Here is a 22,992-nt window from a genome sequence, read left to right on the forward strand (position 1 = left end):
GCCTCCTGAAGGGTGCAACATCCACAAAGAGAAAGGTCATTGAACATCGTGACCCACGAGCTGCTTACGATCGGGCGCATCAGCGTTGATATTTACCCGAACGACATCGGGGTGGGACTGGAGGATGTGCAGACCTTCAGCAAGTACTTGGGTGGTTCGCCGTCTAACGTGGCGGTGGCCGCAGCGCGGCACGGTCGCCGCACCGGCGTCATCACGCGGACCGGTGACGATCCCTTTGGCAACTACCTGCACGGCGAACTGAAGAAGTTCAAGGTGGATGACAGCTTTGTCACCCCGGTACCGGGACTGCAGACGCCAGCCACTTTCTGTGCCATCCAGCCCCCGCACGACTTCCCGCTGTACTTCTACGGCCGTTTCCCCACCGCCCCAGACCTGCAGATCAAGGCTGAGGAACTGGACCTGGATGCCATCCGCGACGCCAAGATTTTCTGGTCCACCGTGACTGGCCTGTGCCAGGAACCGAGCCGCGGCGCACACATCGCCGCGCACGAGGCCCGCCCACGGGCTGGCTTGAAGGAACGCCAGCACACCATCCTTGACCTGGACTACCGGCCGATGTTCTGGGCCTCCGAGGAAGAGGCCCGCGCTGAGGTCGCCAAGATCCTCCCGCAGGTCACTGTCGCGATCGGCAACGACAAGGAATGCGCCGTAGCCGTCGGCGAGGGCACGCCGGACGAGCAGGCCGACCGCCTGCTGGCGGCCGGCGTCGAGATCGCCGTCGTCAAGCTTGGCCACGAAGGCGTCATGGCGAAGACCCGCACTGAGCGTGTTGTTTCCGCTCCCGTGCCGGTGGACACCCTCAACGGCCTTGGGGCCGGCGACTCTTTCGGTGGGGCTTTTGTTCACGGCCTGTTGTCCGGCTGGCCACTGGAACAGGTCCTGGACTACGCCAACGCGGCAGGTGCCATTGTTGCCTCGCGTCTGTCCTGCGCTGACGCGATGCCGACGCCGGCGGAAGTCACCTCGCTGCTGTCCGAACGGGGCCGCCTGGTTCCTGATTCTGCTGCCGCTGTCTCCTCCGCCGGCGAGACCGTTCCCGAAGGAGCAAGCCGATGAGCCTGAAAACTGTCCCTGGTATCGCAGGAATTAGCGGCGATCCGCGGCGCTACGAGCACCTGAGCCGTATCCGTCTAGAGGACCCGGACGCCGTGGCCCGCGCTGCCGCCTCGCGCCGTCGTCATCCGGGCCTGAAGTACGGCCAGCAGAACTTCATTGTTGCCGCCGACCACCCGGCCCGCGGTGCGCTGGCAGTGGGCAGCGACCCGACGGCGATGGCGGACCGGCGGGACCTGCTGGATCGCCTGCAGATCGCCCTGGCCAACCCGGCGGTTGATGGCGTCCTTGCTTCGCCGGACATCATGGACGACCTGCTCTTGCTTGGCGCCTTGGAAGGCAAGCTGGTGTTCGGTTCGATGAACCGAGGCGGCCTGGCCGGTCTGGTGAACGAGTTCGATGACCGCTTCACCGGCCACACCGCGGCTGCCCTGCAGGCATTGGGCGCCGACGGCGGCAAGATGCTGACGAGGATCTGCCTTGAGGACCCCGACACGGTATCCGCCCTGGAAGCGACCGCCAAAGCCGTCGATTCCCTGGCCGAGCGGAAGCTCATCGCGATGGTGGAGCCCTTCCTGTCCATTCGTGACACCAGCGGCAAGGTCCGTAACAACCTTTCAACAGACGCGGTGATCAAGTCCATCGCGATCGCCGAGGGCCTAGGTTCCACAAGTGCCTACACCTGGATGAAGCTGCCCGTGGTCGCGGACATGGAACGCGTCATGGCCGCCACCACGCTGCCTACGGTGCTGTTGGGCGGTGACCCGGATTCCAGCCCGGACGAGGTCTTCGCCAGCTGGGGCGCCGCCCTGGCACTGCCGGGCGTTCAGGGCCTGACAGTGGGCCGGACCCTGCTGTACCCCAAGGACGGCGATGTGGCCGGTGCGGTGGCTACCGCCGCGTCGCTGCTGCAGACGTCCCCCCGCATTCCAGTGAACGTATCGGAGTGACCCGAATGACATCCTCTACCCGCAGAATGACCGTGGCCCAGGCCGTGGTCGAGTTCCTGTCCAAGCAGTACACCGTGGATTCGGTGGGTGGCACCGAGTATCGGGAGCGGCTGATCCCGGGGACGTTCGGTATTTTCGGGCACGGCAATGTTGCCGGCGTCGGCCAAGCGTTGAAGCAGTACCAGCAGCTGGATCCGTCCGTGATGCCTTATTACCAGGGCCGCAACGAGCAGGCCCAAGTGCATCAGGCCGTGGGTTATGCCCGGCACACCCGCCGCCGGCAGACTTTCGCCATCAGCACCTCGATCGGCCCGGGGTCCAGCAACCTGCTGACCGGTGCCGCTTTGGCGACCACCAACCGGCTGCCGGTGCTGCTGTTGCCGTCCGACACGTTCGCGACACGCGCGGCGGACCCGGTGCTGCAGCAGCTCGAGCTGCCGTACGCTTACGACATCACCGTCAATGACGCGTTCCGGCCGTTGTCCAAGTTCTTCGACCGGGTGACCCGCCCGGAGCAGCTCTTTTCGGCGTTCCACCATGGCCTGCGGGTCCTGACGGACCCTGCAGAGACCGGTGCGGTGACGATTTCGCTGCCGCAGGACGTGCAGGCCGAAGCGCTGGATGTTCCGGGGGAGTTCCTGGCCGAGCGTGAATGGCGGATCCGCCGCCCGGAGGCCGAGGATGAGGACATCCGCCGCGCCGCGGAGGCCATCCGGGCCGCCAAGCGGCCGCTGATCGTCGCCGGCGGCGGCGTGCTCTACGCCTTTGCGAACGAGGAACTCGCGAAATTCACCGAGGCGACCGGCATTCCGGTGGGCAACACGCAGGCGGGCGTCGGAGTGCTGCCGTGGGACTCGAAGTACTCGCTGGGCGCGATTGGCTCCACGGGCACGACGGCGGCCAACGCCCTGGCAGCGGAAGCCGACCTCGTCATCGGGATCGGCACCCGCTACGAGGACTTCACCACCGCGTCCCGCACGGCGTTCCAGAACCCGGACGTGAAGTTCATCAACATCAACGTCGCCCCGATCGACGCGTACAAGCACGGAACTACACTCCCGATCGTGGCCGATGCCCGCAAGGCCCTGGTCAAGCTCAACACGGCTTTGGGCGGCTACCGCGCCGGCGCGGACCTGGAACAGCAGGTGGCGGCGGAGAAGAAGCGCTGGAACGCCATCGTGGACGAGGCATTCGACACCCGGCACACCCCGCTGCCGGCGCAGAACGAGATCATCGGTGCCACCAACCGGGCCATGGACGCCCAGGACGTGGTCATCTGCGCCGCGGGTTCCCTGCCCGGTGACCTGCACAAGATGTGGCGCGTCCGCGACCCGTTCGGTTACCACGTCGAGTACGCGTACTCCTGCATGGGCTACGAGATCCCGGGCGGGCTGGGCGTGAAGCGCGCAACCCTGGATGAGGCCAATCTGAAGGCCGCCGCAGGCGGCGACGACGGCAAGGTGCGCGACGTCGTCGTGATGGTGGGGGACGGCTCCTACCTGATGATGCACACCGAGCTGGTCACCGCCGTCGCCGAGGGCATCAAGCTGATCGTGGTGCTCATCCAGAACCACGGCTACGCCTCCATCGGCTCGCTGTCCGAATCGCTGGGCTCGCAGCGCTTCGGCACCCAGTACCGGGTCCTGGACAAGGACAAGCACAGCTTCGACGAGGGCGACAAGCTGCCGATCGACCTGGCCACCAACGCCGAGTCCCTCGGCGCTAAGGTCATCAGGATCGAACCGGGCGAGAAAGTAATCGCCGAACTCGAACAGGCTATCCGGGACGCCAAGGCCGCGCCGGAAGGCACCGGCCCGATCGTGATCCACGTCGAATCCGACCCGCTGCTGGACGCGCCGAGCTCCGAATCCTGGTGGGACGTGCCCGTCTCCCAGGTCGCCGAACTGGACTCCACTAAGCAGGCCTTCCAGACCTACATCGACCACAAGTCCCGCCAGCGCAAGCTGCTGGGCTGACCTCCCGGGCAAACTTCAGCTACAGAGCAAGGAATCATAGATGACAACGTCAACGTCGACTGCCACCACCACTATCAACCACTTCATCAACGGCGCAGAGACCCCCGGCGAGGGCGACCGCACCCAGCCCGTGTACAACCCGGCCACCGGGCAGGTCACCGGGGAGCTGCGCCTGGCCAACAGGTCAGACCTGGAAACCGCCGTTGCCGCGGCGAAGAAGGCCGCGGAGAAGTGGGGCGATATTTCCCTCGCCAAGCGCACCGCGGTGCTGTTTAAGTTCCGCGAGCTTGTCGCCGCGCACGTGGACGAGCTCGCCCAGCTGGTGACCGCCGAGCACGGCAAGGTCCTCTCCGATGCGAAGGGCGAGATCGGCCGCGGCCTGGAGGTCATCGAGTTCGCCTGCGGCATCCCGCAGCTGCTCAAGGGTGAATACTCCGACCAGGTCTCCACCGGCATCGACGTGTTCTCCTTCCGCGAACCGCTGGGTGTGGTGGCGGGTATCACCCCGTTCAACTTCCCGGTGATGGTGCCGCTGTGGATGGCCCCGATGGCCATCGCCACGGGCAACGCGTTCATCCTCAAGCCCTCCGAGCGGGACCCCTCCCCGTCGCTGCTGCTGGCCAAACTCTGGAAGGACGCCGGCCTGCCGGACGGTGTGTTCCAGGTCCTGCACGGGGACAAGGAAACCGTGGACGGTTTGCTGACCCACCCGGACGTGGACGGCATCTCCTTCGTCGGGTCCACGCCGATCGCCAAGTACGTCCACGAGACCGCCACCAGGCACGGCAAGCGGGTCCAGGCCCTGGGCGGGGCGAAGAACCACGCGATCGTGCTGCCCGACGCCGACCTGGACAACGCCGCCGACCACCTGGCCGCCGCCGCGTTCGGTTCCGCGGGGCAGCGCTGCATGGCGATCTCGGTGGCCGTCGCCGTCGGGGACGCCGCCGAGCTGCTGGTGAAGAAGGTCGAAGAACGCGCCCTGGCCGTGAAGGTCAACAACGGCACCGTCCCCGGCGCGGAGATGGGCCCGGTCATCACCCCGGCCTCCAAGGACCGCATCCGGAAGATCGTCACCGACGCCGCCGAGTCCGGTGCCGCGCTGGTGGTGGACGGCCGCGACCTGGTGGTCCCCGGACACGAGGAAGGCTTCTGGGTAGGACCCACCGTCCTGGACCACGTGAAGACCGGAATGAGCGCCTACACCGAGGAAATCTTCGGCCCCGTCCTGGTCGTGGTCCGCGTGGACAGCCTGGAAGAGGGCATCAAGCTCATCAACGCCAACCCCTACGGCAACGGCACCGCGATCTTCACCTCCTCCGGCGCCGCGGCCCGGAAGTTCCAGCGCTCCGTCACCGTGGGCATGGTCGGCATCAACGTCCCGCTGCCCGTCCCGGTGGCCTACCACTCCTTCGGCGGCTGGAAGAACTCCCTCTTCGGCGACAAGCACATCTACGGCCCCGAAGGCGTCTCCTTCTACACCCGCGGCAAGGTCATCACCTCCCGCTGGCCCGAAACCCACCACGCCTCCGGCGCCTCCTACAACTTCCCCTCCCACGCCGACGACAGCCACGCCGTTCGCCACGACGGCATCGCCGAAGGACTCCCGGACGAACTGCACGGGGGAGAAGACACCGTTCCTGGACGCGCCGACGACGAATCCGAAGGCCGAGGACGCCGCGACTAATCGCGGTCCAGCGGGCCAGGCAATCGACCCAGTGCACGTCGACAAGAGAAAGACAATGCTGTCATGACTGAAGTAGAGAACAAGCTGATCATCGGCACGGCCCCCGACTCCTGGGGCGTGTGGTTCGCTGACGACCCCAAACAGACGCCTTGGCAGCGCTTCCTCGACGAAGTGGCCGAGTCCGGCTACAAGTGGATCGAGCTGGGCCCGTACGGCTACATGCCCACGGATCCTGCGCGGTTGGCCGAGGAACTGAAGCAGCGCGACCTCAAGGTCTGCGCAGGTACCGTCTTCACCGCCTTCCACCGGGGTGCGGACCAGTACGACATTGCCTGGGAGCCGGCTCGCAAGGTGGCCGAACTGACGGCCGCAATGGGTGGCGAGCACATCGTGGTCATTCCGGCCATGTGGCGCGACGACGTCACTGGAGAGGCGCTGGAGAGCGGCCAGTTGAACGACCGTCAGTGGGCGGATCTTTTCGCTGGCCACAACCGCATGGGCAAGGTCCTCCTCGAGGACTTCGGCCTCAAGCAGCAGTTTCACTCGCACGCTGACTCGCATGTGGGCGCCCAGGAGGACATTGAAACGCTCCTGGCGTCCACGGACCCGCAGTACCTGAACCTCTGCCTGGACACGGGCCATGCGGAATACTGCGGCGCCTCGAGCCTCGAACTGATCAAGAACTACCCTGACCGGATTGGCTACCTGCACCTCAAGCAGATCAACCCAGAGGTGCTGAAGAAGGTCAACGAAGAAAACATGACGTGGGCCGCAGCCAACCTGGCCGGCGTCATGACCGAACCGCCAAGCGGCCTGCCGGACCTGCGTGCCGTCATCGAAGCCGTGGAAGGCCTGAACCGGCCGATCTTCGGCATCGTGGAACAGGACATGTACCCGGTAGCGTTCGATGTGCCTATGCCCATCGCAAAGCGCACGCGCAACTACCTGCTCTCCTGCGGTTCCCGCACCAGAGTTCAGTAACTCGGGCCCACTAGCCAAAGCCGAATTTTCAAAGGACAAAGAAGACCATGACTGAAACACTCCGCGTTGCTGTCATCGGCGCCGGACGTATGGGTGCCGACCACATCAAGCGGCTCCACACCCGCATCCACGGCGCTGAAGTTGCCGCCGTCGTCGATGTTGACCTGGCCCGCGCCCAGGCGGCTATCGAGGGAATTGAAGGCGCCGTGGCGCTGGCAAGCGCCGAAGAAGCCCTCAACAACGGCGACGTGAACGCCGTGCTGATCGCCACCCCGGGTTTCCTGCACGAAGAGATTCTGTACAAGGCCCTTGAGAAGGACATCCCGATCCTCTGCGAGAAGCCGCTGACGCCCGATGCCGAAAGCTCCTGGAAGGTAGTCCAGGCGGAGGTCGCACTGGGACGCAAGCGCATCCAGGTGGGCTTTATGCGCCGCTTCGACGCTGAATACGCATCGCTGGGTTCGGTCATTCGGGACCAAGAACTCGGTGAACTGCTGATGCTGCACCACCAGCACCGCAACCCAAGCACGCCGGCCGGCTTCACCAACGAGATGCTGATCAACGACTCGGTGGTACACGAATTCGATGCCATCCGCTTCTTCACCGGTGAGGAAATCACGTCCGTCCAGGTCCGTCTGGGCAAGCCGACCAGGAACGCTCCCGAAGGCCAGCACGATCCGCAGCACGTCCTGATCGAGACCGAATCCGGGGTCCTTGCCGACGTCGAGATCTACGTGAACGCCAAATTCGGCTACGAGGTGGCCACGCAGGCCAGCTTCGAGGACGGAATCGTTAGCATCGGCGGCGACGGCGGTCCGTACGTCCGTTCGGCAGGCCGTTGGGGCGGAAAGGTCACTCCCGGCTTCGAGGAACGTTTCGGCGCGGCTTACGACGTGGAAGTCCAGGCATGGGTGGATGCTGCCCGTCGCGGCGAGATTGGCGGCCCGACCGCGTGGGACGGCTACGCCACCGCAGCCTGCTGCGAGGCCGGCGTCGAAGCCCAGAAGTCGGGCGAGAAGGTCAAGGTCCAGTTGAATTCCAAGCCGGAACTCTACGCCTAGGAGCCTCCAAATGAAGATTGCCCTGGATCCCACACCGTTCCACCACAGCCACAGCCTCCTGGAATTTCCCCGCGTGGCTGCGGACCTCGGCTACAAATACCTGCAGATGACTCCGCATGCGGACTTCATCCCGTTCTTCAACCACCCGAAAGCTGACGACGAGCTGGTCGGCCAGCTGAAGAAGGCATGCAAGGACGCCGACGTCGAGATTGCATCGGTGCTCCCTGTGCTGCGCTGGTCCGGGCCCGACGAGGATGCCCGCGAAGCTGCAGTCCGCTACTGGAAGCGTGCCATCCAGATCACCGTTGACCTCGGCGTGAAGACCATGAACACCGAGTTCAGCGGTCGGCCGGAGAAGGCGGAGGAATCCGAGCGTGCCTTCTACCGCTCCATGGAGGAATTGCTGCCGATCATCGAGCGCGAAGGACTGGATGTCCTGATTGATCCGCACCCGGACGACTTCGTGGAAGACGGCCTGGCCGCGCTCCGTGTGATCCGCGGCGTGAACTCGCCCAACATCGGGATGGTGTACGTTGCCTCGCACACCTACCACATGGGGAACAAGCCACTGGAAATCATGCGGGCTGCAGGCGACAAGCTGCGGCTGGTCCACGTTTCCGACACGATGAACCACCACGCGTCCCATGGCCTGCGCTATATCACCAACCCGCCAGGCAATGCTGTCCGCGTGCATCAGCACCTCAAAATCGGCGACGGCGACGTCAACTGGGACGAATTCTTCGGCGGCCTGCATGAGATTGGCTTCCTGGACAAGGAGAACACCGTGATGGTCTCCAGCGTCTTCGCCGAGAATGAGAATAATGAAGAAGTCTCGCGGTACCAGCTGGAAACCATGAACCAATACATTCGTAAGGTTTCTGCATAACGCAACACCAGATAATGGCCGGCGTCGGGCCCCTATTTCCCAAAAGAAATGTAGGGGCCCAACGTCGGCCGTTTTTTTACATTTGTTCCACCCGGTTTACATTCCGGCCATATCCCTGGGGTAGCGTCGCCTTACGACAAACAACTGAATGGGGGCACTATGCGCAAGGCAGTAATTCCGGTAGCGGGTCTTGGAACCCGGTTTCTCCCGGCCACCAAGGCCACTCCCAAGGAAATGCTGCCGGTGGTGGATAAACCCGCCATCCAATACGTAGTGGAAGAAGCTGTCAGGGCGGGCCTGCGCGACGTACTGATGATTACGGGACGGAACAAGCGTCCGCTCGAAGACCACTTTGACCGTGTGCCGTTTATCGAACAGACACTCGAAGCCAAGGGAGACCACCAGAAGCTCGCGGCGGTTCGGGAGGCTTCTTCCCTGGCAGACATCCACTTTGTGCGACAGGGCGACCCGAAAGGGCTGGGACACGCAGTGCTTCGGGCCCGCAGCCACGTGGGAGACGAACCGTTCGCTGTGCTGCTGGGCGACGACCTGATCCACGAGGAAGATGAAGTCCTCGCCACAATGACCCGCGTCCAGGAGGAGACGGGCGGCTCCGTCGTGGCGCTTATGGAAGTTTCACCGGAGGAAATCAGCGCCTACGGCTGCGCCGACGTCGTTTCCGTAGGGTCGGGCGATTACGTGAAGGTCCAAGGGCTCGTGGAGAAGCCTGAGCCCGGGTCGGCGCCGTCCAATCTGGCAGTGATCGGCCGGTACGTGCTGCACCCAAGGATCTTCGACATCCTGGAGGACACGCCTCCGGGCCGGGGAGGGGAGATCCAACTTACCGACGCGCTACAGGAACTCGCGGCTTCGCAGGGCGAGGGTGCTGGCGTTTACGGCGTCATTTTCCGGGGACGGCGTTTCGATACGGGCGACAAGCTCAGCTACATCAAAGCCGTGATTACCATCGCCCTGGAACGGCCCGAGCTTGGCGACTCGCTACGCGACTGGCTGGACGATGTGAAAGCTCCCGCGCTGTAGCCGCACGTTCGCGAAGCCGGCTAAAAAACTAGGCGGGCTCCGTTGGGGGAGCCCGCCCAGTCATTCGCTTTCTAGCCGGAGAACGGCAAGCGCGCGTCGATCTGCTGTGCGTCCCAGGACTGACGGACCCAGCCATGGTGAGGATCGTCGCTGATGAGCCACTCGCGGACAGGGCCCGGCCCCGCCATAACGTTCAAGTAGTACATGTCGTATCCTGGCGCAGCCATCGCGGGCCCGTGCCAGCCGTAGGGAACCAGCACAACGTCGCCGGTGCGGACTTCCGCGGCGACGTCAATGGGCCGCTCGTCTGAGGCGTAGACGCGTTGGTAACCGATCGCGTCCGCATCGGCCGGGGCACCCGATTCCTCCGCCACGCGTGTCTCGAAGTAGTAGATCTCCTCCAGCTGCGTCTCTCCGTCCTTCTCCTCATCGTGCTTGTGCGGCGGGTAGGACGACCAGTTCCCGGCCGGCGTCAGGACCTCGCACACGATGAAACGGTCTGCCTCCAGGGTGGCTGGGGTACCGAAGTTATGGACCTGTCGCGAGCAGTTGCCCGCGCCGCGCAGCTCCACAGGAGTTTCGGCCGCACTGACCAAGCGGGTTGGGTAGGCCTCCTTGGCCGGAGCCGTCGCGACGGCCACCCTACCGCCGTCGGCGGAGGAAATGGTGACGGCCTTTCCAACGCCGCTGTACAGGACGTCGCTCGGCCCATGGAAAACGGACTGCCGTCCGGCAAGCTGGTGCTTGACGCCGTCGACCTCCACCGTGAAGGCGCCATTGAGCGGCACTACGATCCGCTCTTCGGTTGCTGCCGGGAGTTCGACGGCGGCGCCGGCACTTAGCGTGGCGACCTTCAGCCCCGTGTGGGCCCAGCCGTCAACGGCGAGCGCGGAGTCGGAGGTTCCGAGCGAGATGTCCCAGTCGCCGTCGGCTGCGGTTCCCAAGGGATAGACCCAATTGGCCATAAGTGCTTATTCCTTACTGTTTAGCGACTGTTTAGCGCTATTTCCCTATTGTTTAGCGCTGTACAAGTGTCATTTCGAAGCTGTATTGGTCGGCCCGGTAAACATGCTGGCCAGTTTCCACCAGGCGTCCCGTGTCATCCACAGCGGTGCGTTCCATGGTCACAAGGGCAGAACCCACTTCCGTTTCCAGCAGCGGCGCCTGGTAATCGTTGGCGATCATGGCACCGATCCGCTGGGTAGCGAGGCGGAAATTCACGCCGCCGCGCCGAAGGATGGAGTACATGCCCTCTTGGGAGAGCATGTCCTTGTCCATTTGGATGATGTCGTCCCGGACCCAGTTCTCCATCAGGGCCAGCGGCTTTCCACCCACTTTGCGGAGCCGGGTGAAGTGGTAGACCGTGGCGCCTTCCGGCAGCTGCAGGGCGGTACGGGTGGCCGCATCCGCAGCGACGTGGTCAAAGCTCAGCACTTCTGTGGTGGGCTGCTTGCCGTTGTTGCGGAGGTCGTCGTAAAGGCTGGACAGTTCCAACGGCCGGCGGACCTGGCTGGAAACAACCTGAGTTCCGACGCCGCGTTTCCGGACCAGGAGGCCGCTGCGGACCAGCTCATCCATCGCCTTGCGCATGGTGGGCCGGGACAGGTTGAACTGTGCGGCTAGGTCGATCTCATTGTCCAAACGGCTGCCGGGTTCCAGCAGTCCGCTGTGGATGGCTGCTTCGATGCCCTGGACGACCTGATGATAGAGCGGCACAGGGGAGTTGCGATCGATATTGAGACTGAATTGATTCGCCATGGGCTCTCCCTAGTGCCTGAGGCGGCGTGCGCGGCTGATCGCCGTGGTAATGCCCTCCGCGCCGCCTTTGTCCGCTATTGTACGTTTGATAGGACATACTGCCTTTTTGATCATAGCAGTGCCGCGTGCCCGGTCAAGGGCACCACGCCTCGGGGAAAGACAGAGCCCGACGGCGGAAAGGGCCTGAGTGCCAGAGGTGGCCGCTACATCCGTTCCCGGCACGCGTCGACAAACGCGGCAAACGGTTCCACTCTCTGCGCGGCTGATGGCTGCGCTGCTTCAGGGTGCCACTGCATGGTGACCACCCACCGCTCCGGATCCTCAAGGGCTTCCACGGTGCCGTCGTCCGCGACTGCCGTGACCACCAGGCCTGGCCCGACGTCGTCGACCGCCTGATGGTGGCCCGACGCGACGGTGACGGTGAGGCCGCTGTCCAGCCGGCGCTTATAGAGGCCCGCCATGCGGGACCCTGCGGAAAGTTCGACGTCGTGCCACGCCCAGGTGTCCTTGGTAGCCTGCATGCCTGCCGCGGGTGAGCCCGGCGGGGGGCTCCTGTGCACCACGCTGCTTTGGGGGATGTCCTGGATCAAGGTTCCGCCGTAGAGCACATTGACGAGCTGATGTCCGCGACAAATGCCCAGCAACGGCACGTCCGAGCCGAGCGCCGCACGGGCCACCGCGAGGTCCAGTTCGTCCTGCTTCGGATTGACGTCATAGCAGGTCTCCACAGGCTCCTGGCCGTAGAGCCTCGGATTCAGGTCGCCTCCGCCGGGAAGAAGCACGCCGTCGAGTCCTTTGACGGTGGCCTGAAGCTGCCCGTTGTCCGCCGGACCTCCAAGCGGTACCGGCTCCGCTTCGACATCGCGCACCAGGTCCACAATGGCACTGAACATCCGGTGGGCTTTGCCTACCCGGGCGTCGGCGCCCTCAGGATTGCTGAGCCGGACGGGGATGCCGATCCGGGGAATCGCGGCCATAGGTACATTCTGCCGTGGTGGCTAGTCTTGGTCCATGAATCCGTCCGGCGCACTCAATCCCAGCCCCCGAACCCTCGACGTCGAGAGCGTGGAACATTTCGACAGGCTGGTCGGTGCCGGAGCATGGTCGATGCACGGATGGCATGCCCAGTCGCTGGATCTCCGAGGCCGGACCGCCCAGCTTAATAACCTGGATGCCCAAGGGGCCATTTTTCTCGGCTGCACATTCGACGACGACGCCGTTGAGGACTCGCTGCGCAGCCGTGGGGCGTTGATCTTCCCCAAGCTTAGGGGCATCCCGTTCAACCCTTACCGCGGCAGCCTCTACAGCGCGGCCGAGCTATACACGGACATTCGCGCGAAGGAGTACGAATCCACTCCCGACGCAAGGGTTTACCACTGGAGCATGTTGCCTGGGCAGCGGACAAGCCTGGACGCCACGCTGGCCGCGGCACTACATGATCACGCTATTGGTAATGCCCTCGAGGAGCTCCTTGGGAACGGCTGGGCTGGAGCCCGATTGGTGGGAGTCATGGGTGGGCACGCGGCACCGCGCGACAGCGGCGACTTTGCTGCCGCAGCCTGGCTGGGCAGGCTATTGGCGCTCGCAGGGTTCACGGTGGCCACGGGTGGTGGCCCCGGCTCCATGGAAGCAGCGAATGCAGGGGCCTATCTCAGCGTCCTGCCCGAAACCGAGTTCCGCTCGCAGTTGGTGGAGCTCTCCGCGGTGCCAGGCTTCAGGCCGTCGGTGACTGCCTGGGCGAGGACCGCTGAGCGCGTGGTGGAACGGTACCCGGGCGGGACGGAATCACTGGGAATCCCCACCTGGTTCTATGGGCACGAGCCACCAAACCTCTTTGCCTCGCACATTGCCAAGTACTTCGCCAACTCCGTTCGCGAGGCGATCCTACTGCAGCTGTGCAATGCCGGAACCGTGTTCCTTCCCGGATCGGCGGGAACGGTGCAGGAGATCTTCCAGGACGCGTGCGAGAACTACTACGGTGCGCCGGAAAAGATCACGCCGATGGTTCTGGTGGGGAAGGAGCACTGGCAGCAACGGTATCCGGCGTGGCCCATGCTGCAACGACTTGCCGAAGGGCGGGACATGGCGGACCGCATCTTCCTGGTGGACAGCGTCGAGGAGGCGCTGGAGGTCGTGGCCGGATAAGAGCCGGCTATGAGGTTGAGTACAGCTTGTATCCCTAGTGTGGGGCGCGGCCGCCCAGCCGCTGTGTGACGTTGCGGGCGGCGGCCACGCAAGCTTCGGCCAGGGATTGCAGGGTTTCCGGGGAGACCCGGAAGCGTGGCGCCGGAATGAGCACGGCCGCCACAACGTTGCCGCGGTGGTCGTACACCGGAGAGGCAACGCCAACTTCGTCAAGCGACGTCTCGCCGTAGTTGACCGCCCAGCCCCGCTGGGCAACCTCCCCCAACCGCTGCAGGTATGCGTCCAAACCGGCATCGTCCAGGCCCGGCATACTGATCGCCCCACTGCGAAGGAGGGCCCGCACCCTGTCCGGATCCTCGGCGGCAAGGAACACCTGCACCGATGAGCTGAGCGCCTCACGGTATCGTGCTCCCAGCGGGGCCGTGTGCTTGACCTGATGCCGGCTGGGGATTTGCTCCACGCACATGGACTCGTTGTTGTTCCACACCATCAGCGCGCTGGTTTCCCCGGTCCGTTCACTCAGCTCGCGCAGCACTGGATAGGCGACGCGACGCTCGTCCAGCTCAGCAAGCAGGGGCCCGGCCACAGCGATCAGGCCAAGGCCCAGCCGGTAACGGCGGGTTTCCGGGTCCCTTTCCACAAGGTTTTCCTGCTCAAGGGTAGCGAGGATGCGGGACACACTGCTCTTATGCATCCCGATCCGACCCGCAATCTCGGTGACGCCCAGCAACGGCTCCTCACTGGAGAAGCTCCTGAGGACAGCAATGGCATTCACAATGACGGACGCGCCCTTGGTATCGCCCTGGGCGGCTGGGATGTCTGTGGTTTCTCGGGGAGTCATAGTGCCCACCATCTTTCCTCATGGACGGCCCCAGGTTTGCACCTGTGGCGCCATCCCCTGGGACCCGCCATGGCGGAGGAAGGCCCGACGACGGCCGGCAGCTGAGGTGCCGTCCGCCGTCGGGCCGTTACTGATGACCGCGGCGCTAGGCGCCGATGATGTTGTGTTCCGGGCCGAACGGGAACTTGGTGATGTTCTCGGCTCCGTCTTCACCAACCACCAGGATGTCGTGCTCGCGATAGCCACCCGCGCCGGGCTGGCCGTCCAGCACGGTGATCATCGGTTCCATGGAGACCACCATCCCGGGCTCCAGGACGGTGTCGATGTCCTCGCGCAGTTCGAGTCCGGCCTCGCGGCCGTAGTAGTGGCTCAGGACCCCGAAGGAGTGGCCATATCCGAAGGTGCGGTTGGCGAGCAGGCCGTGGGAGACGTAGATCTCGTTGAGCTCCGCGGCGATGTCCTTGCAGACGGCGCCCGGTTTGATGAGTTCGAGTCCACGTCGGTGCACTTCGACGTTGATGTTCCACAATTCCAGCGAGCGGGCATCCGGTTCGCCGTAGAACAGGGTGCGTTCCAACGCCGTGTAGTAGCCCGAGGTCATGGGGAAGCAGTTCAGCGAGAGGATGTCGTGCTTCTGGATTTTCCGGGTGGTTGCCCAGTTGTGGGCGCCGTCGGTGTTGATGCCGGACTGGAACCAGACCCAGGTGTCGCGGATTTCCGAGTCCGGGAAAGTCCGTGCGATTTCGTGCACCATGGCTTCCGTGCCGATGAGGGCCACTTCGTATTCCGTGATGCCTTCGGCAATGGCGTTGCGGATGGCCTCGCCGCCCAAGTCGCCGATTCGGGCGCCGTGCTTGATGACTTCGATCTCCTCGGCGGATTTGATCATGCGCTGCCGCATGGCCGCCCGGGCAACGTCCACCAATGCCGCGGATTCGAAGGCCGCCTGGATTTTGTTGCGGTTATCCAGCGGGAGGGAGTCGTCCTCGACGCCCAGGCGGCGAACGTTCACGCCCCGGGAGCGCAGGGATTCCTGGATCGCGTGGATGAAGTTGTCCCGCCGCCAGTCGGTGTACACCAGATTGTCCCCGTAGCTGCGGCGCCAGGGCATGCCGGCGTCGATGTTGGCCGTGATGGTGACCGTGTCCTCAGCGGTGACCACCATTGCGTATGGGCGTCCGAAGTAGGTGAAGAGGAAATCGGAGTAGTACTTGATGGAGTGGTAGCTGGTGAGGACAACGGCGTCCAACTGCTTTTCGGCCATGATGCGGCGAATGCCTGCCAGGCGGCGTTCGAACTCGGCGTCGGAGAACGTCAGCGGCAGCTTCTGTCCGTTGTGGAGCACCTTGAGGCGCTCGAGGCGGGAAACGTCTGCGGCTTCGTTCTGGGGAGTTGTGTCGACGACGGTCATGGGGTGTGTTCCTTTCAATGGGTGTTGCGTGGATTCAGTCTTGTTGCAGGGGCTTGCGGGATGTTTCCGCGGTGAACAGGACTGCGACAAGGGAGATCAGGGAGGCCGCCACGAGGTACCAGCCCGGCGCGAGCTTGGACTGCGTGAGGCCGATAAGCAATGTGGCCATAAACGGTGCCGTTCCACCGAAGAGGGCGTTGGAGAGGTTGAAGCTCACTGCAAAGCCGGTGTAGCGGACGGTGGTGGGGAAGATTTCGGCCAGGAAGCTGGGGAGGGTGCCGTCATTGAGCGTGAGCATTCCGCCCAGGAGGACCTGCACTAGGACAATGACGGCGAAGCTTCCGGTGTCCAGCAGCATGAACGCGGGGACCGTCAGCGCCATGAAGAGAATCGACGCCGTGATAAGCATGCGCTTGCGGCCGAACCTGTCCGAGGCAAGGCCCGTCAGGAAGATGAAGCCGATGTAGCTGGCCAGTGCGATGGTGGTGGCCAGGAACGACTCGGCTGCGCCGAAATTGAGTTCTTCGGACAGGTACGTCGGCATGTAGCTGAGGATTACGTAGAAACCGACGGCGTTGAGCAGTACAGCGCCCGCCGCGATGATGAGCTGCTTGCGGTACGTGGTAAACATGGCCAGCGTGGGGACCTTGACCGGTATGTCCTGCTCGGCGAGGGACCGGAACGCCGGGGTGTCCTCAAGTTTTGTCCGAATGTACCGGCCGATCAGGCCCATGGGGGCGGCGAGGAGGAACGGCAGCCGCCAGCCCCAATCGTGCAGCTGTTCGCTGCTCAGCACACTGCTGAGCAGCGCCGCCAACAGCGAACCGAGCAGCAGTCCGGCTGCCGTACTGGCAGGTACGACGGCGGCATAGGCACCACGGCGGTTGGCCGGAGCGTACTCCACCAGGAAGGCGGAGGCTCCGGCATACTCGCCGGCTGCGGAGAAACCTTGGACCACGCGGACCAGCAGCAGCAACAGCGGGGCGAGGAAGCCGATGGTCGCGTAGCCGGGTATCAGGGCAATGCAGAACGTGGCGACCGACATGATGACGATGGAAAGCGACAGTGCTTTCCGGCGGCCCAACCGGTCGCCGAGATGTCCCCAGACGAAACCGCCCAAGGGACGGATAAAGAAGGAGATGGCGAAGACGCCGAAGGTGGCCAGCAGAGCGGTCTGGCGGTCCGACTCAGGGAAGAAGACGGAGGAGATGATTCCGGCCAGGTATCCGTAGACGGCGTAGTCGAACCACTCAACGAAGTTGCCGATGAAGCTGGCCATGATGACCCGGCGCCGGGTGTCCTTGCTGGTGGCCGTCGTCGGATCCGGAGCGATGTGCCTGTCCACGATGCGATCATGCGGCATATGTTCTGGCGCGACGCTGCTGCCATCGACGATATGTGACTCCGCTGCCGAGGTGCCTGCAAGGGCTGAAGGGGAGGAAGTTTCGTTACTCATGGTATCCACCAATGATTCTTAGGGTTGCAAGGAATGCAACATGGTTGCTTCAGATTAGGTGGTGATGCCAGCCACAGTCAATGGTTGTTTTAGAAGCCCGCCCAGGCGCGCGCGAGATGGCATTTGATGGCAATGTTTCGCCGAAACATTGCCATCAAATGCCATCTCGCGAGGGGTGGGGACGGTGGATGGGGCGTGGGAATGGTGGACGGGATGGTGGACCTCGGCCCCGTTGGTAAGTTGAAGCTGCGCTCTAGTTGCATTTAGCACAACTCAGTTGTGATTTTTACTGTACTGTCCGGACGAAATGCCGTTTCGTCTTGCTGGACGAATCTATTGACACTCTGCTGTGACGACTGTCATATTCATTAGTACGCGCCATGCGCACCGCGTTGCATATAACGCAATCGCACGCCGAGGGCAAAACCGAACGCGGTGCACCCCAACGAGCTTCTCGAAAGGGACCTGCCGAGTCAGACCGGTGGGTTCCTCACGATGTACAAGGAGACCTTGCAGCATGACAGAAACCAGCTATGACTACGTCATCGTAGGAGGCGGCAGCGCCGGTTCCGTTCTGGCCAACCGCCTGAGCGCCGACGGAACGCACAGCGTCCTGGTTCTTGAAGCGGGCCGCAGCGACTTCCCGTGGGATCTTTTCATCCAGATGCCCGCGGCCCTCACCTTCCCCAGCGGCAACCCCTTCTATGACTGGCGCTACCAGTCGGATCCCGAGCCGTACATGCACGGACGTCGGATCGCCCACGCCCGCGGCAAGGTCCTTGGTGGCTCGAGTTCCATCAACGGCATGATCTTCCAGCGCGGAAACCCCCTCGACTACGAGCGGTGGGGAGCGGATCCAGGCATGGAAACCTGGGACTTCGCCCACTGCCTTCCCTATTTCAACCGCATGGAGAACGCGCTGGCAGCCGATCCGGACGACGAACTGCGTGGTCACTCGGGTCCGTTGGTGCTCGAGCGAGGCCCGGCCACCAACCCGCTTTTCCAGTCCTTCTTTAGGGCAGCCCAGGAAGCCGGATTCCCCCTGACGGACGACGTCAATGGCTACCGGCAGGAGGGCTTTGCGGCCTTCGACCGCAACGTCCACAAGGGCCAGCGGCTCTCCGCGTCCCGTGCGTACGTTCGCCCCAACTTCGGCCGGCACAACCTTGAGGTCCTCACCCGGGCCTTCGTCACCAAGGTCAAATTCAAGGGCAACGTTGCCACGGGCGTCACTTACCGCCGCAACGGCAAGCTCCACACCGTCAACGCGGGTGAGGTCATTCTTTCCGGCGGCGCCATCAACACCCCGCAACTGCTGCAGCTCTCCGGCGTGGGCGACGCCCAGCACCTGAAGTCCCTCGGCATCAACCCGGTGGTCAACCTGCCCGGCGTCGGCGAGAACCTGCAGGACCACCTCGAGGTGTACATCCAGCACGCCTGCACCCAGCCAGTGTCCATGCAGCCGGCCCTCGACGTCTGGCGCATGCCGTGGATCGGCATGCAATGGCTATTCGGACGCAAGGGACCCGCGGCCACCAACCACTTCGAAGGCGGCGGCTTCGTCCGCTCCAACGAGGACGTGGCCTACCCCAACCTAATGTTCCACTTCCTCCCGGTGGCTGTCCGCTACGACGGCCAGAAGGCCGACGCGAAGCACGGCTACCAGGTGCATATCGGACCCATGTACTCTGACGCCCGCGGCAGCCTCAAGATCAAGTCCACGGATCCCACTGTCCACCCGTCCATGATCTTCAACTACCTCTCCACTGACCAGGACCGCCGCGAATGGGTGGAAGCCATCCATATCGCCCGGGACATCCTCGGCCAGTCCGCCATGGCCCCGTTCAACGGCGGCGAGATCTCTCCCGGCCCCGGTGTCCGGACGGACAAGGAAATCCTCGACTGGGTGGCCGAGGATGCCGAAACCGCACTGCACCCGTCCTGTACCGCCAAGATGGGGCCGGCGTCCGATCCCATGGCCGTGGTCGACCCGCTGGACATGTCCGTGCACGGCACCAAGGGCCTGCGCGTCGTGGACGCCTCCGCGATGCCCTACGTCACCAACGGCAACATCTACGCCCCGGTGATGATGATGGCCGAGCGCGCCTCGGACCTGATCCTTGGCAAGACCCCGCTGGCCGCACAGCACACCGAGTTCTACCGCCACGGAATCTCCCCGCTGGAGAGGGACAACTCAGTGCGCGGCAAGTCCGCAAGCGGCCAGGCAGTAAGGGGCTAAGGCGATGACCATAACGGAAACCGAGACGAAGACCGTCCGCGGCATCTTCATCGACGGTAGTTGGCAGGAAGCCTCCGACGGCGGCACGACAGTCGTGCGCTGTCCGGCGGACGGACGTGAGGTGGCTGTTGTTGCCTCCTCCACCGTCGAGGACGCGGAGCGGGCGATAGCCAGTGCCCGGGCCGCGTTCGACGGCGGCCCGTGGCGCCGGATGACGGACCTCGAACGCGGTGAGGTACTGCTCCGCATCGCCGGGCTGCTTGAGCGGGACAAGGCGATTTACGCCCGGGCCGAGTCGCTGGACACAGGCAAGCGCCTTGTCGAGGCCGAATACGACATTGACGACATCGCCGCGTGCTTCCGCTACTACGGCAAGGTGGCAGGCCTTGATGCCGGCCGGGTCATCGACACGGGCCGGCCGAATGCCATCAGCCGCGTGGTTTACGAACCGCTCGGTGTGTGCAGCCTCATCGCGCCGTGGAACTATCCGCTCCTCCAGGCCGCCTGGAAGGTGGCTCCGGCTCTCGTCGCAGGAAACTCCTTCGTGCTAAAGCCCAGCGAGCTGACGCCGTCGACCTCCATCCTGCTGATGGAAACACTGGCAGAGGCGGGGGTTCCCGCCGGTGTCGCGAACCTGGTCACTGGAAAGGGTTCCAAGGTGGGGCCGGTGCTGAGCTCGGACCCGCGGGTGGACCTCGTCTCCATGACTGGAAGCCTGGCCACTGGACAGACCATCATGGCGGCCGCCGCGGACACGGTGAAGCGCGTCGCGTTTGAGCTCGGCGGAAAGAACCCGAACATCGTCTTCGCGGATGCGGACTGGGACGCCGCCGTCGACAACGCCCTGACCGCAGTCTTCCTGCACTCCGGCCAGGTCTGCTCTGCCGGGGCCCGGCTGGTTGTCGAGGAAGCCATCGCGGAGCGCTTTGTTACCGAGGTAGTGGAACGGGCAAAGAAGATCCGGATGGGCGGCCCCTTTGATCCCGAGGCAGAAACTGGCCCGCTCATTTCGGCCAAGCACCGTGAGCAGGTCCACGCCTACGTCCAGGCCGGCATCGCGGAGGGTGCCGAGCTGCTGTGCGGCGGCTACATCCCCGAGGACGGCGTGCTCGCGGACGGCTTTTTCTACCCGCCCACCGTGCTCGGGAACTGTCGCTCGGGCATGAGCGTGGTGCGTGAGGAGTCCTTCGGTCCGGTGCTGACCGTGGAAACCTTCCGGAGTGAAGCCGAGGCCATCGCAATCGCCAACGACACGGAATACGGCCTGGCGGGGGCGGTCTGGACCGCGGATGCGTCGAAGGCGCAGCGCGTCGCGGGCGCCCTCCGTCACGGGACGGTGTGGATCAACGACTACCACCCGTACGTACCGCAGGCGGAGTGGGGCGGTTTCGGCAAGTCCGGCATTGGCCGTGAACTTGGCAGCGCCGGCCTCAACGAATACCGCGAGGCTAAACACATCTGGCAGAACATCCAGCCTGCGCCCAGCGGCTGGTTTGGCTCTTCAGCGTCGGGCACGACGCACGGCTAGCTCGGGTATTACCGGCTAGGCACTACCAAGGGGGAAAACGGCCGGGTACGCGCACATACCAATGGGTGCGCGTTCCCGTCCGAGGACCACGCCCGCCCCATGGGGGCGGGCCACCATCGTGCTATTCACTTCAGGAGCTCAGATGTTAGAACCCAGAAAGAGTGCTGATTCCAGCGGAATGGACGAGTTTGGCTATGCCCAGACTCTGGACCGCAGCATCGGCAAGTTTGCCAGTTTTGCCGCAGGGGTCAGCTACATCTCCATCCTCACCGGCGTTTTTCAACTGTTCTACTTTGGTTTTTCCACTGCCGGACCGGCCTACGCCTGGTCCTGGCCCATGGTTTTCGTCGGCCAACTTATGGTCGCGCTTTGTTTTGCTGAACTCGCTGGCCGCTACCCGGTGGCCGGCTCCGTCTATAACTGGGCCAAGCGGCTTGCTTCCGGTACCTGGGCCTGGCTGGCGGGATGGCTGCTGCTGATCTCGTCCATTGTGGCGCTCGGGTCAGTTGCCCTGGCGCTGCAGATCACCCTTCCGCAGCTGTGGTCCGGATTCCAGATGGTGGGGGACGGGACCGGGCAGTTCGACTTCGCGATGAACGGGGTCCTGCTGGCCAGCATCATGATCGGCATCTCCACCCTCATCAACGCATTCGGCGTGAAGCTGATGACCATGATCAACAGCATCGGTGTGTTCGTGGAACTGATAGCCGCGGTGTTGCTGATCGTTGCGCTCGTTTGGAATGCCGTGCGCGGCCCTGAAGTCCTGCTCGACACCACGGGCTATGGGGAGGAAAACCCCATGGGCTTCCTGGGAGTATTCCTTATCGCCGCCATGGCCTCTGGCTACGTCATGTACGGCTTCGACACCGCCAGTTCTTTGGGCGAAGAAACCAAGGATCCAAAGCGCACTGCACCGAAGGCCATCATCCGTGCCGTCACGGCGTCCTTCCTCCTGGGCGGGTTGCTCCTGCTGGGTGGCATTCTGGCCGCTCCGGACCTCAGTGACCCCAAGATTGGAGCTGCCGACGGCGGCCTGCAGCACATCGTGCTCTCCGTCCTGGGCGGACCTTTTGGCAAGGCGTTCCTGGTCTGCATTGTTGTGGCCGTGGTGGTCTGCACGCTGGCAGTCCACGCCGCCGCAATCCGCATGATGTTTGCGATGGCCCGGGACAACAACCTCCCGTTCAGCCGCCAGCTCAGCAAAGTGGACCCCGTCCGCCGGACACCCACCGTGGCTGCGATCGTTATTGGTGTCCTGGCCGTTCTCCCGCTCATCGTCAATGTCATGCAGCCGGCCATCTTTACCATCGTGTCCAGCATCAGCATCGTCCTGATCTACCTGTCCTACCTGCTGGTCACGGTGCCGCTTCTCCGTCAACGGTTCCTTAGGAAGTGGCCCATCCGCGACGGCTCCTCCGAGGAGGGCTTCAGCCTGGGCAAATGGGGAGTGCTGGTCAACATCCTCGCCGTCCTGTGGGGCGGGGGCATGACGCTGAACCTGATCTGGCCGCGGCAGGAAATCTACAACTCCGTGCCGCCGTTCGAGTGGTACCTCCAGTGGGGCGGCGTCCTCTTTGTCGGAGCAGTCGCAATTGGCGGGGTCCTGCTTTACCGCCTCAAGATCCGGCACCAGACCGGCGTCCTAGCCGAACATGCGGCATCCGTCGCGGCCCACCAGGCCTCCGGCGATTCCGGAGACTACGGGGACTCCGGAGACTTTGGGCGGGAAACCCATCCGGCCACTGTTTCGGCAACCATCGGGCGGGAAAGCCAGCCCGCCGCCGTCGGGTTTGAAAACCGCGGTGCCGCCGTCGGCCAGGGAAGCCAGCAGCCCGCCGTCGGGACTTCGGAGAAGCCCGGGCGTCATGCACCTGTTCGCTCGGTGGACTGAGAAGGCAGCACCCAAACCGGTCAGCTATGGTGGCAACGGGTGTTGTTGCCGAAGGGCCTTGGGGTCCACG

Annotated in this window: 17 protein-coding genes and 1 pseudogene; 12 read left to right on the forward strand and 6 right to left on the reverse strand. The window is 64.0% G+C overall.

Features of this window, described 5'->3' with window-relative positions; all coding sequences use genetic code 11:
* Positions 1-48 precede the first annotated feature (48 nt).
* The 8 genes and pseudogenes from iolC to galU all read left to right on the forward strand — a co-directional run bounded on the left by iolC (position 49) and on the right by galU (position 9,653).
* Positions 49-1,077 (forward strand): 5-dehydro-2-deoxygluconokinase, encoded by a 1,029-nt coding sequence (gene iolC, locus LD110_RS13630; protein ID WP_225499560.1) that lies wholly within the window; start codon positions 49-51, stop codon positions 1,075-1,077.
* Positions 1,074-2,024 (forward strand): deoxyribose-phosphate aldolase, encoded by a 951-nt coding sequence (locus LD110_RS13635; RefSeq protein ID WP_225499369.1) that lies wholly within the window; start codon positions 1,074-1,076, stop codon positions 2,022-2,024. Before iolC ends, LD110_RS13635 begins: the two co-directional genes overlap by 4 nt.
* 5 nt (positions 2,025-2,029) lie before the next feature.
* Positions 2,030-4,000: a 3D-(3,5/4)-trihydroxycyclohexane-1,2-dione acylhydrolase (decyclizing) gene (gene iolD / locus LD110_RS13640; protein ID WP_225499370.1), complete on the forward strand. Its 1,971-nt coding sequence runs from the start codon at positions 2,030-2,032 to the stop codon at positions 3,998-4,000.
* Positions 4,001-4,040: 40 nt separating this feature from the next.
* Positions 4,041-5,555: pseudogene (locus tag LD110_RS13645) on the forward strand (CoA-acylating methylmalonate-semialdehyde dehydrogenase); the annotation flags it as partial.
* 192 nt (positions 5,556-5,747) lie between these two features.
* Complete coding sequence (locus LD110_RS13650; RefSeq protein ID WP_225499371.1) at positions 5,748-6,665, forward strand: sugar phosphate isomerase/epimerase; 918 nt, start codon at positions 5,748-5,750, stop codon at positions 6,663-6,665.
* 47 nt (positions 6,666-6,712) lie between these two features.
* Positions 6,713-7,726, forward strand: a complete 1,014-nt coding sequence (locus LD110_RS13655; RefSeq protein ID WP_225499372.1) for a Gfo/Idh/MocA family protein — start codon at positions 6,713-6,715, stop codon at positions 7,724-7,726.
* Positions 7,727-7,736: 10 nt separating this feature from the next.
* A complete protein-coding gene (locus LD110_RS13660; RefSeq protein WP_225499373.1) occupies positions 7,737-8,612 on the forward strand; it encodes a sugar phosphate isomerase/epimerase family protein in 876 nt (291 codons plus the stop codon).
* 159 nt (positions 8,613-8,771) lie between these two features.
* Entirely contained in the window at positions 8,772-9,653 is an 882-nt protein-coding gene (gene galU, locus LD110_RS13665; protein WP_225499374.1) for a UTP--glucose-1-phosphate uridylyltransferase GalU, read from the forward strand.
* Positions 9,654-9,724: 71 nt separating this feature from the next.
* Here the strand turns inward: galU and iolB are convergent, their stop codons facing one another.
* The 3 genes from iolB to LD110_RS13680 all read right to left on the reverse strand — a co-directional run bounded on the left by iolB (position 9,725) and on the right by LD110_RS13680 (position 12,388).
* A complete protein-coding gene (gene iolB, locus LD110_RS13670) occupies positions 9,725-10,618 on the reverse strand; it encodes a 5-deoxy-glucuronate isomerase (protein WP_225499375.1) in 894 nt (297 codons plus the stop codon).
* 52 nt (positions 10,619-10,670) lie between these two features.
* Entirely contained in the window at positions 10,671-11,411 is a 741-nt protein-coding gene (locus tag LD110_RS13675) for a GntR family transcriptional regulator (RefSeq protein WP_225499376.1), read from the reverse strand.
* A gap of 203 nt (positions 11,412-11,614) precedes the next feature.
* Positions 11,615-12,388, reverse strand: coding sequence for a gamma-glutamyl-gamma-aminobutyrate hydrolase family protein (locus LD110_RS13680; RefSeq protein WP_225499377.1), 774 nt, complete (start codon positions 12,386-12,388; stop codon positions 11,615-11,617).
* A gap of 34 nt (positions 12,389-12,422) precedes the next feature.
* On the opposite strand from LD110_RS13680, the gene LD110_RS13685 reads away from it, so the two are divergent.
* Positions 12,423-13,556: an LOG family protein gene (locus tag LD110_RS13685; protein ID WP_225499378.1), complete on the forward strand. Its 1,134-nt coding sequence runs from the start codon at positions 12,423-12,425 to the stop codon at positions 13,554-13,556.
* A gap of 34 nt (positions 13,557-13,590) precedes the next feature.
* On the opposite strand, the gene LD110_RS13690 is transcribed toward LD110_RS13685, so the two are convergent.
* From LD110_RS13690 to LD110_RS13700, 3 genes are all read right to left on the reverse strand, one after another.
* Positions 13,591-14,397: an IclR family transcriptional regulator gene (locus LD110_RS13690; RefSeq protein ID WP_225499379.1), complete on the reverse strand. Its 807-nt coding sequence runs from the start codon at positions 14,395-14,397 to the stop codon at positions 13,591-13,593.
* A gap of 145 nt (positions 14,398-14,542) precedes the next feature.
* On the reverse strand, positions 14,543-15,808 hold the full coding sequence (locus LD110_RS13695; RefSeq protein ID WP_225499380.1) for an aminopeptidase P family protein: 1,266 nt from the start codon (positions 15,806-15,808) through the stop codon (positions 14,543-14,545).
* A 34-nt stretch (positions 15,809-15,842) separates the two neighbouring features.
* On the reverse strand, positions 15,843-17,171 hold the full coding sequence (locus tag LD110_RS13700) for an MFS transporter (protein WP_225499561.1): 1,329 nt from the start codon (positions 17,169-17,171) through the stop codon (positions 15,843-15,845).
* A 610-nt stretch (positions 17,172-17,781) separates the two neighbouring features.
* Between LD110_RS13700 and betA the strand changes: the two genes are divergently transcribed.
* The 3 genes from betA to LD110_RS13715 all read left to right on the forward strand — a co-directional run bounded on the left by betA (position 17,782) and on the right by LD110_RS13715 (position 22,922).
* The gene (gene betA / locus LD110_RS13705) at positions 17,782-19,503 is read left to right on the forward strand and encodes a choline dehydrogenase (RefSeq protein WP_225499381.1); all 1,722 of its coding nucleotides are present in this window, start codon (positions 17,782-17,784) and stop codon (positions 19,501-19,503) included.
* Between the two features lie 4 nt (positions 19,504-19,507).
* Entirely contained in the window at positions 19,508-21,031 is a 1,524-nt protein-coding gene (locus LD110_RS13710) for an aldehyde dehydrogenase family protein (protein WP_225499382.1), read from the forward strand.
* 142 nt (positions 21,032-21,173) lie between these two features.
* On the forward strand, positions 21,174-22,922 hold the full coding sequence (locus tag LD110_RS13715; RefSeq protein WP_225499383.1) for an APC family permease: 1,749 nt from the start codon (positions 21,174-21,176) through the stop codon (positions 22,920-22,922).
* Positions 22,923-22,992 lie beyond the last annotated feature (70 nt).

Origin of the sequence: Arthrobacter sp. M4 (genome assembly GCF_020251205.1) — a bacterium.
Taxonomy (GTDB): domain Bacteria; phylum Actinomycetota; class Actinomycetes; order Actinomycetales; family Micrococcaceae; genus Arthrobacter.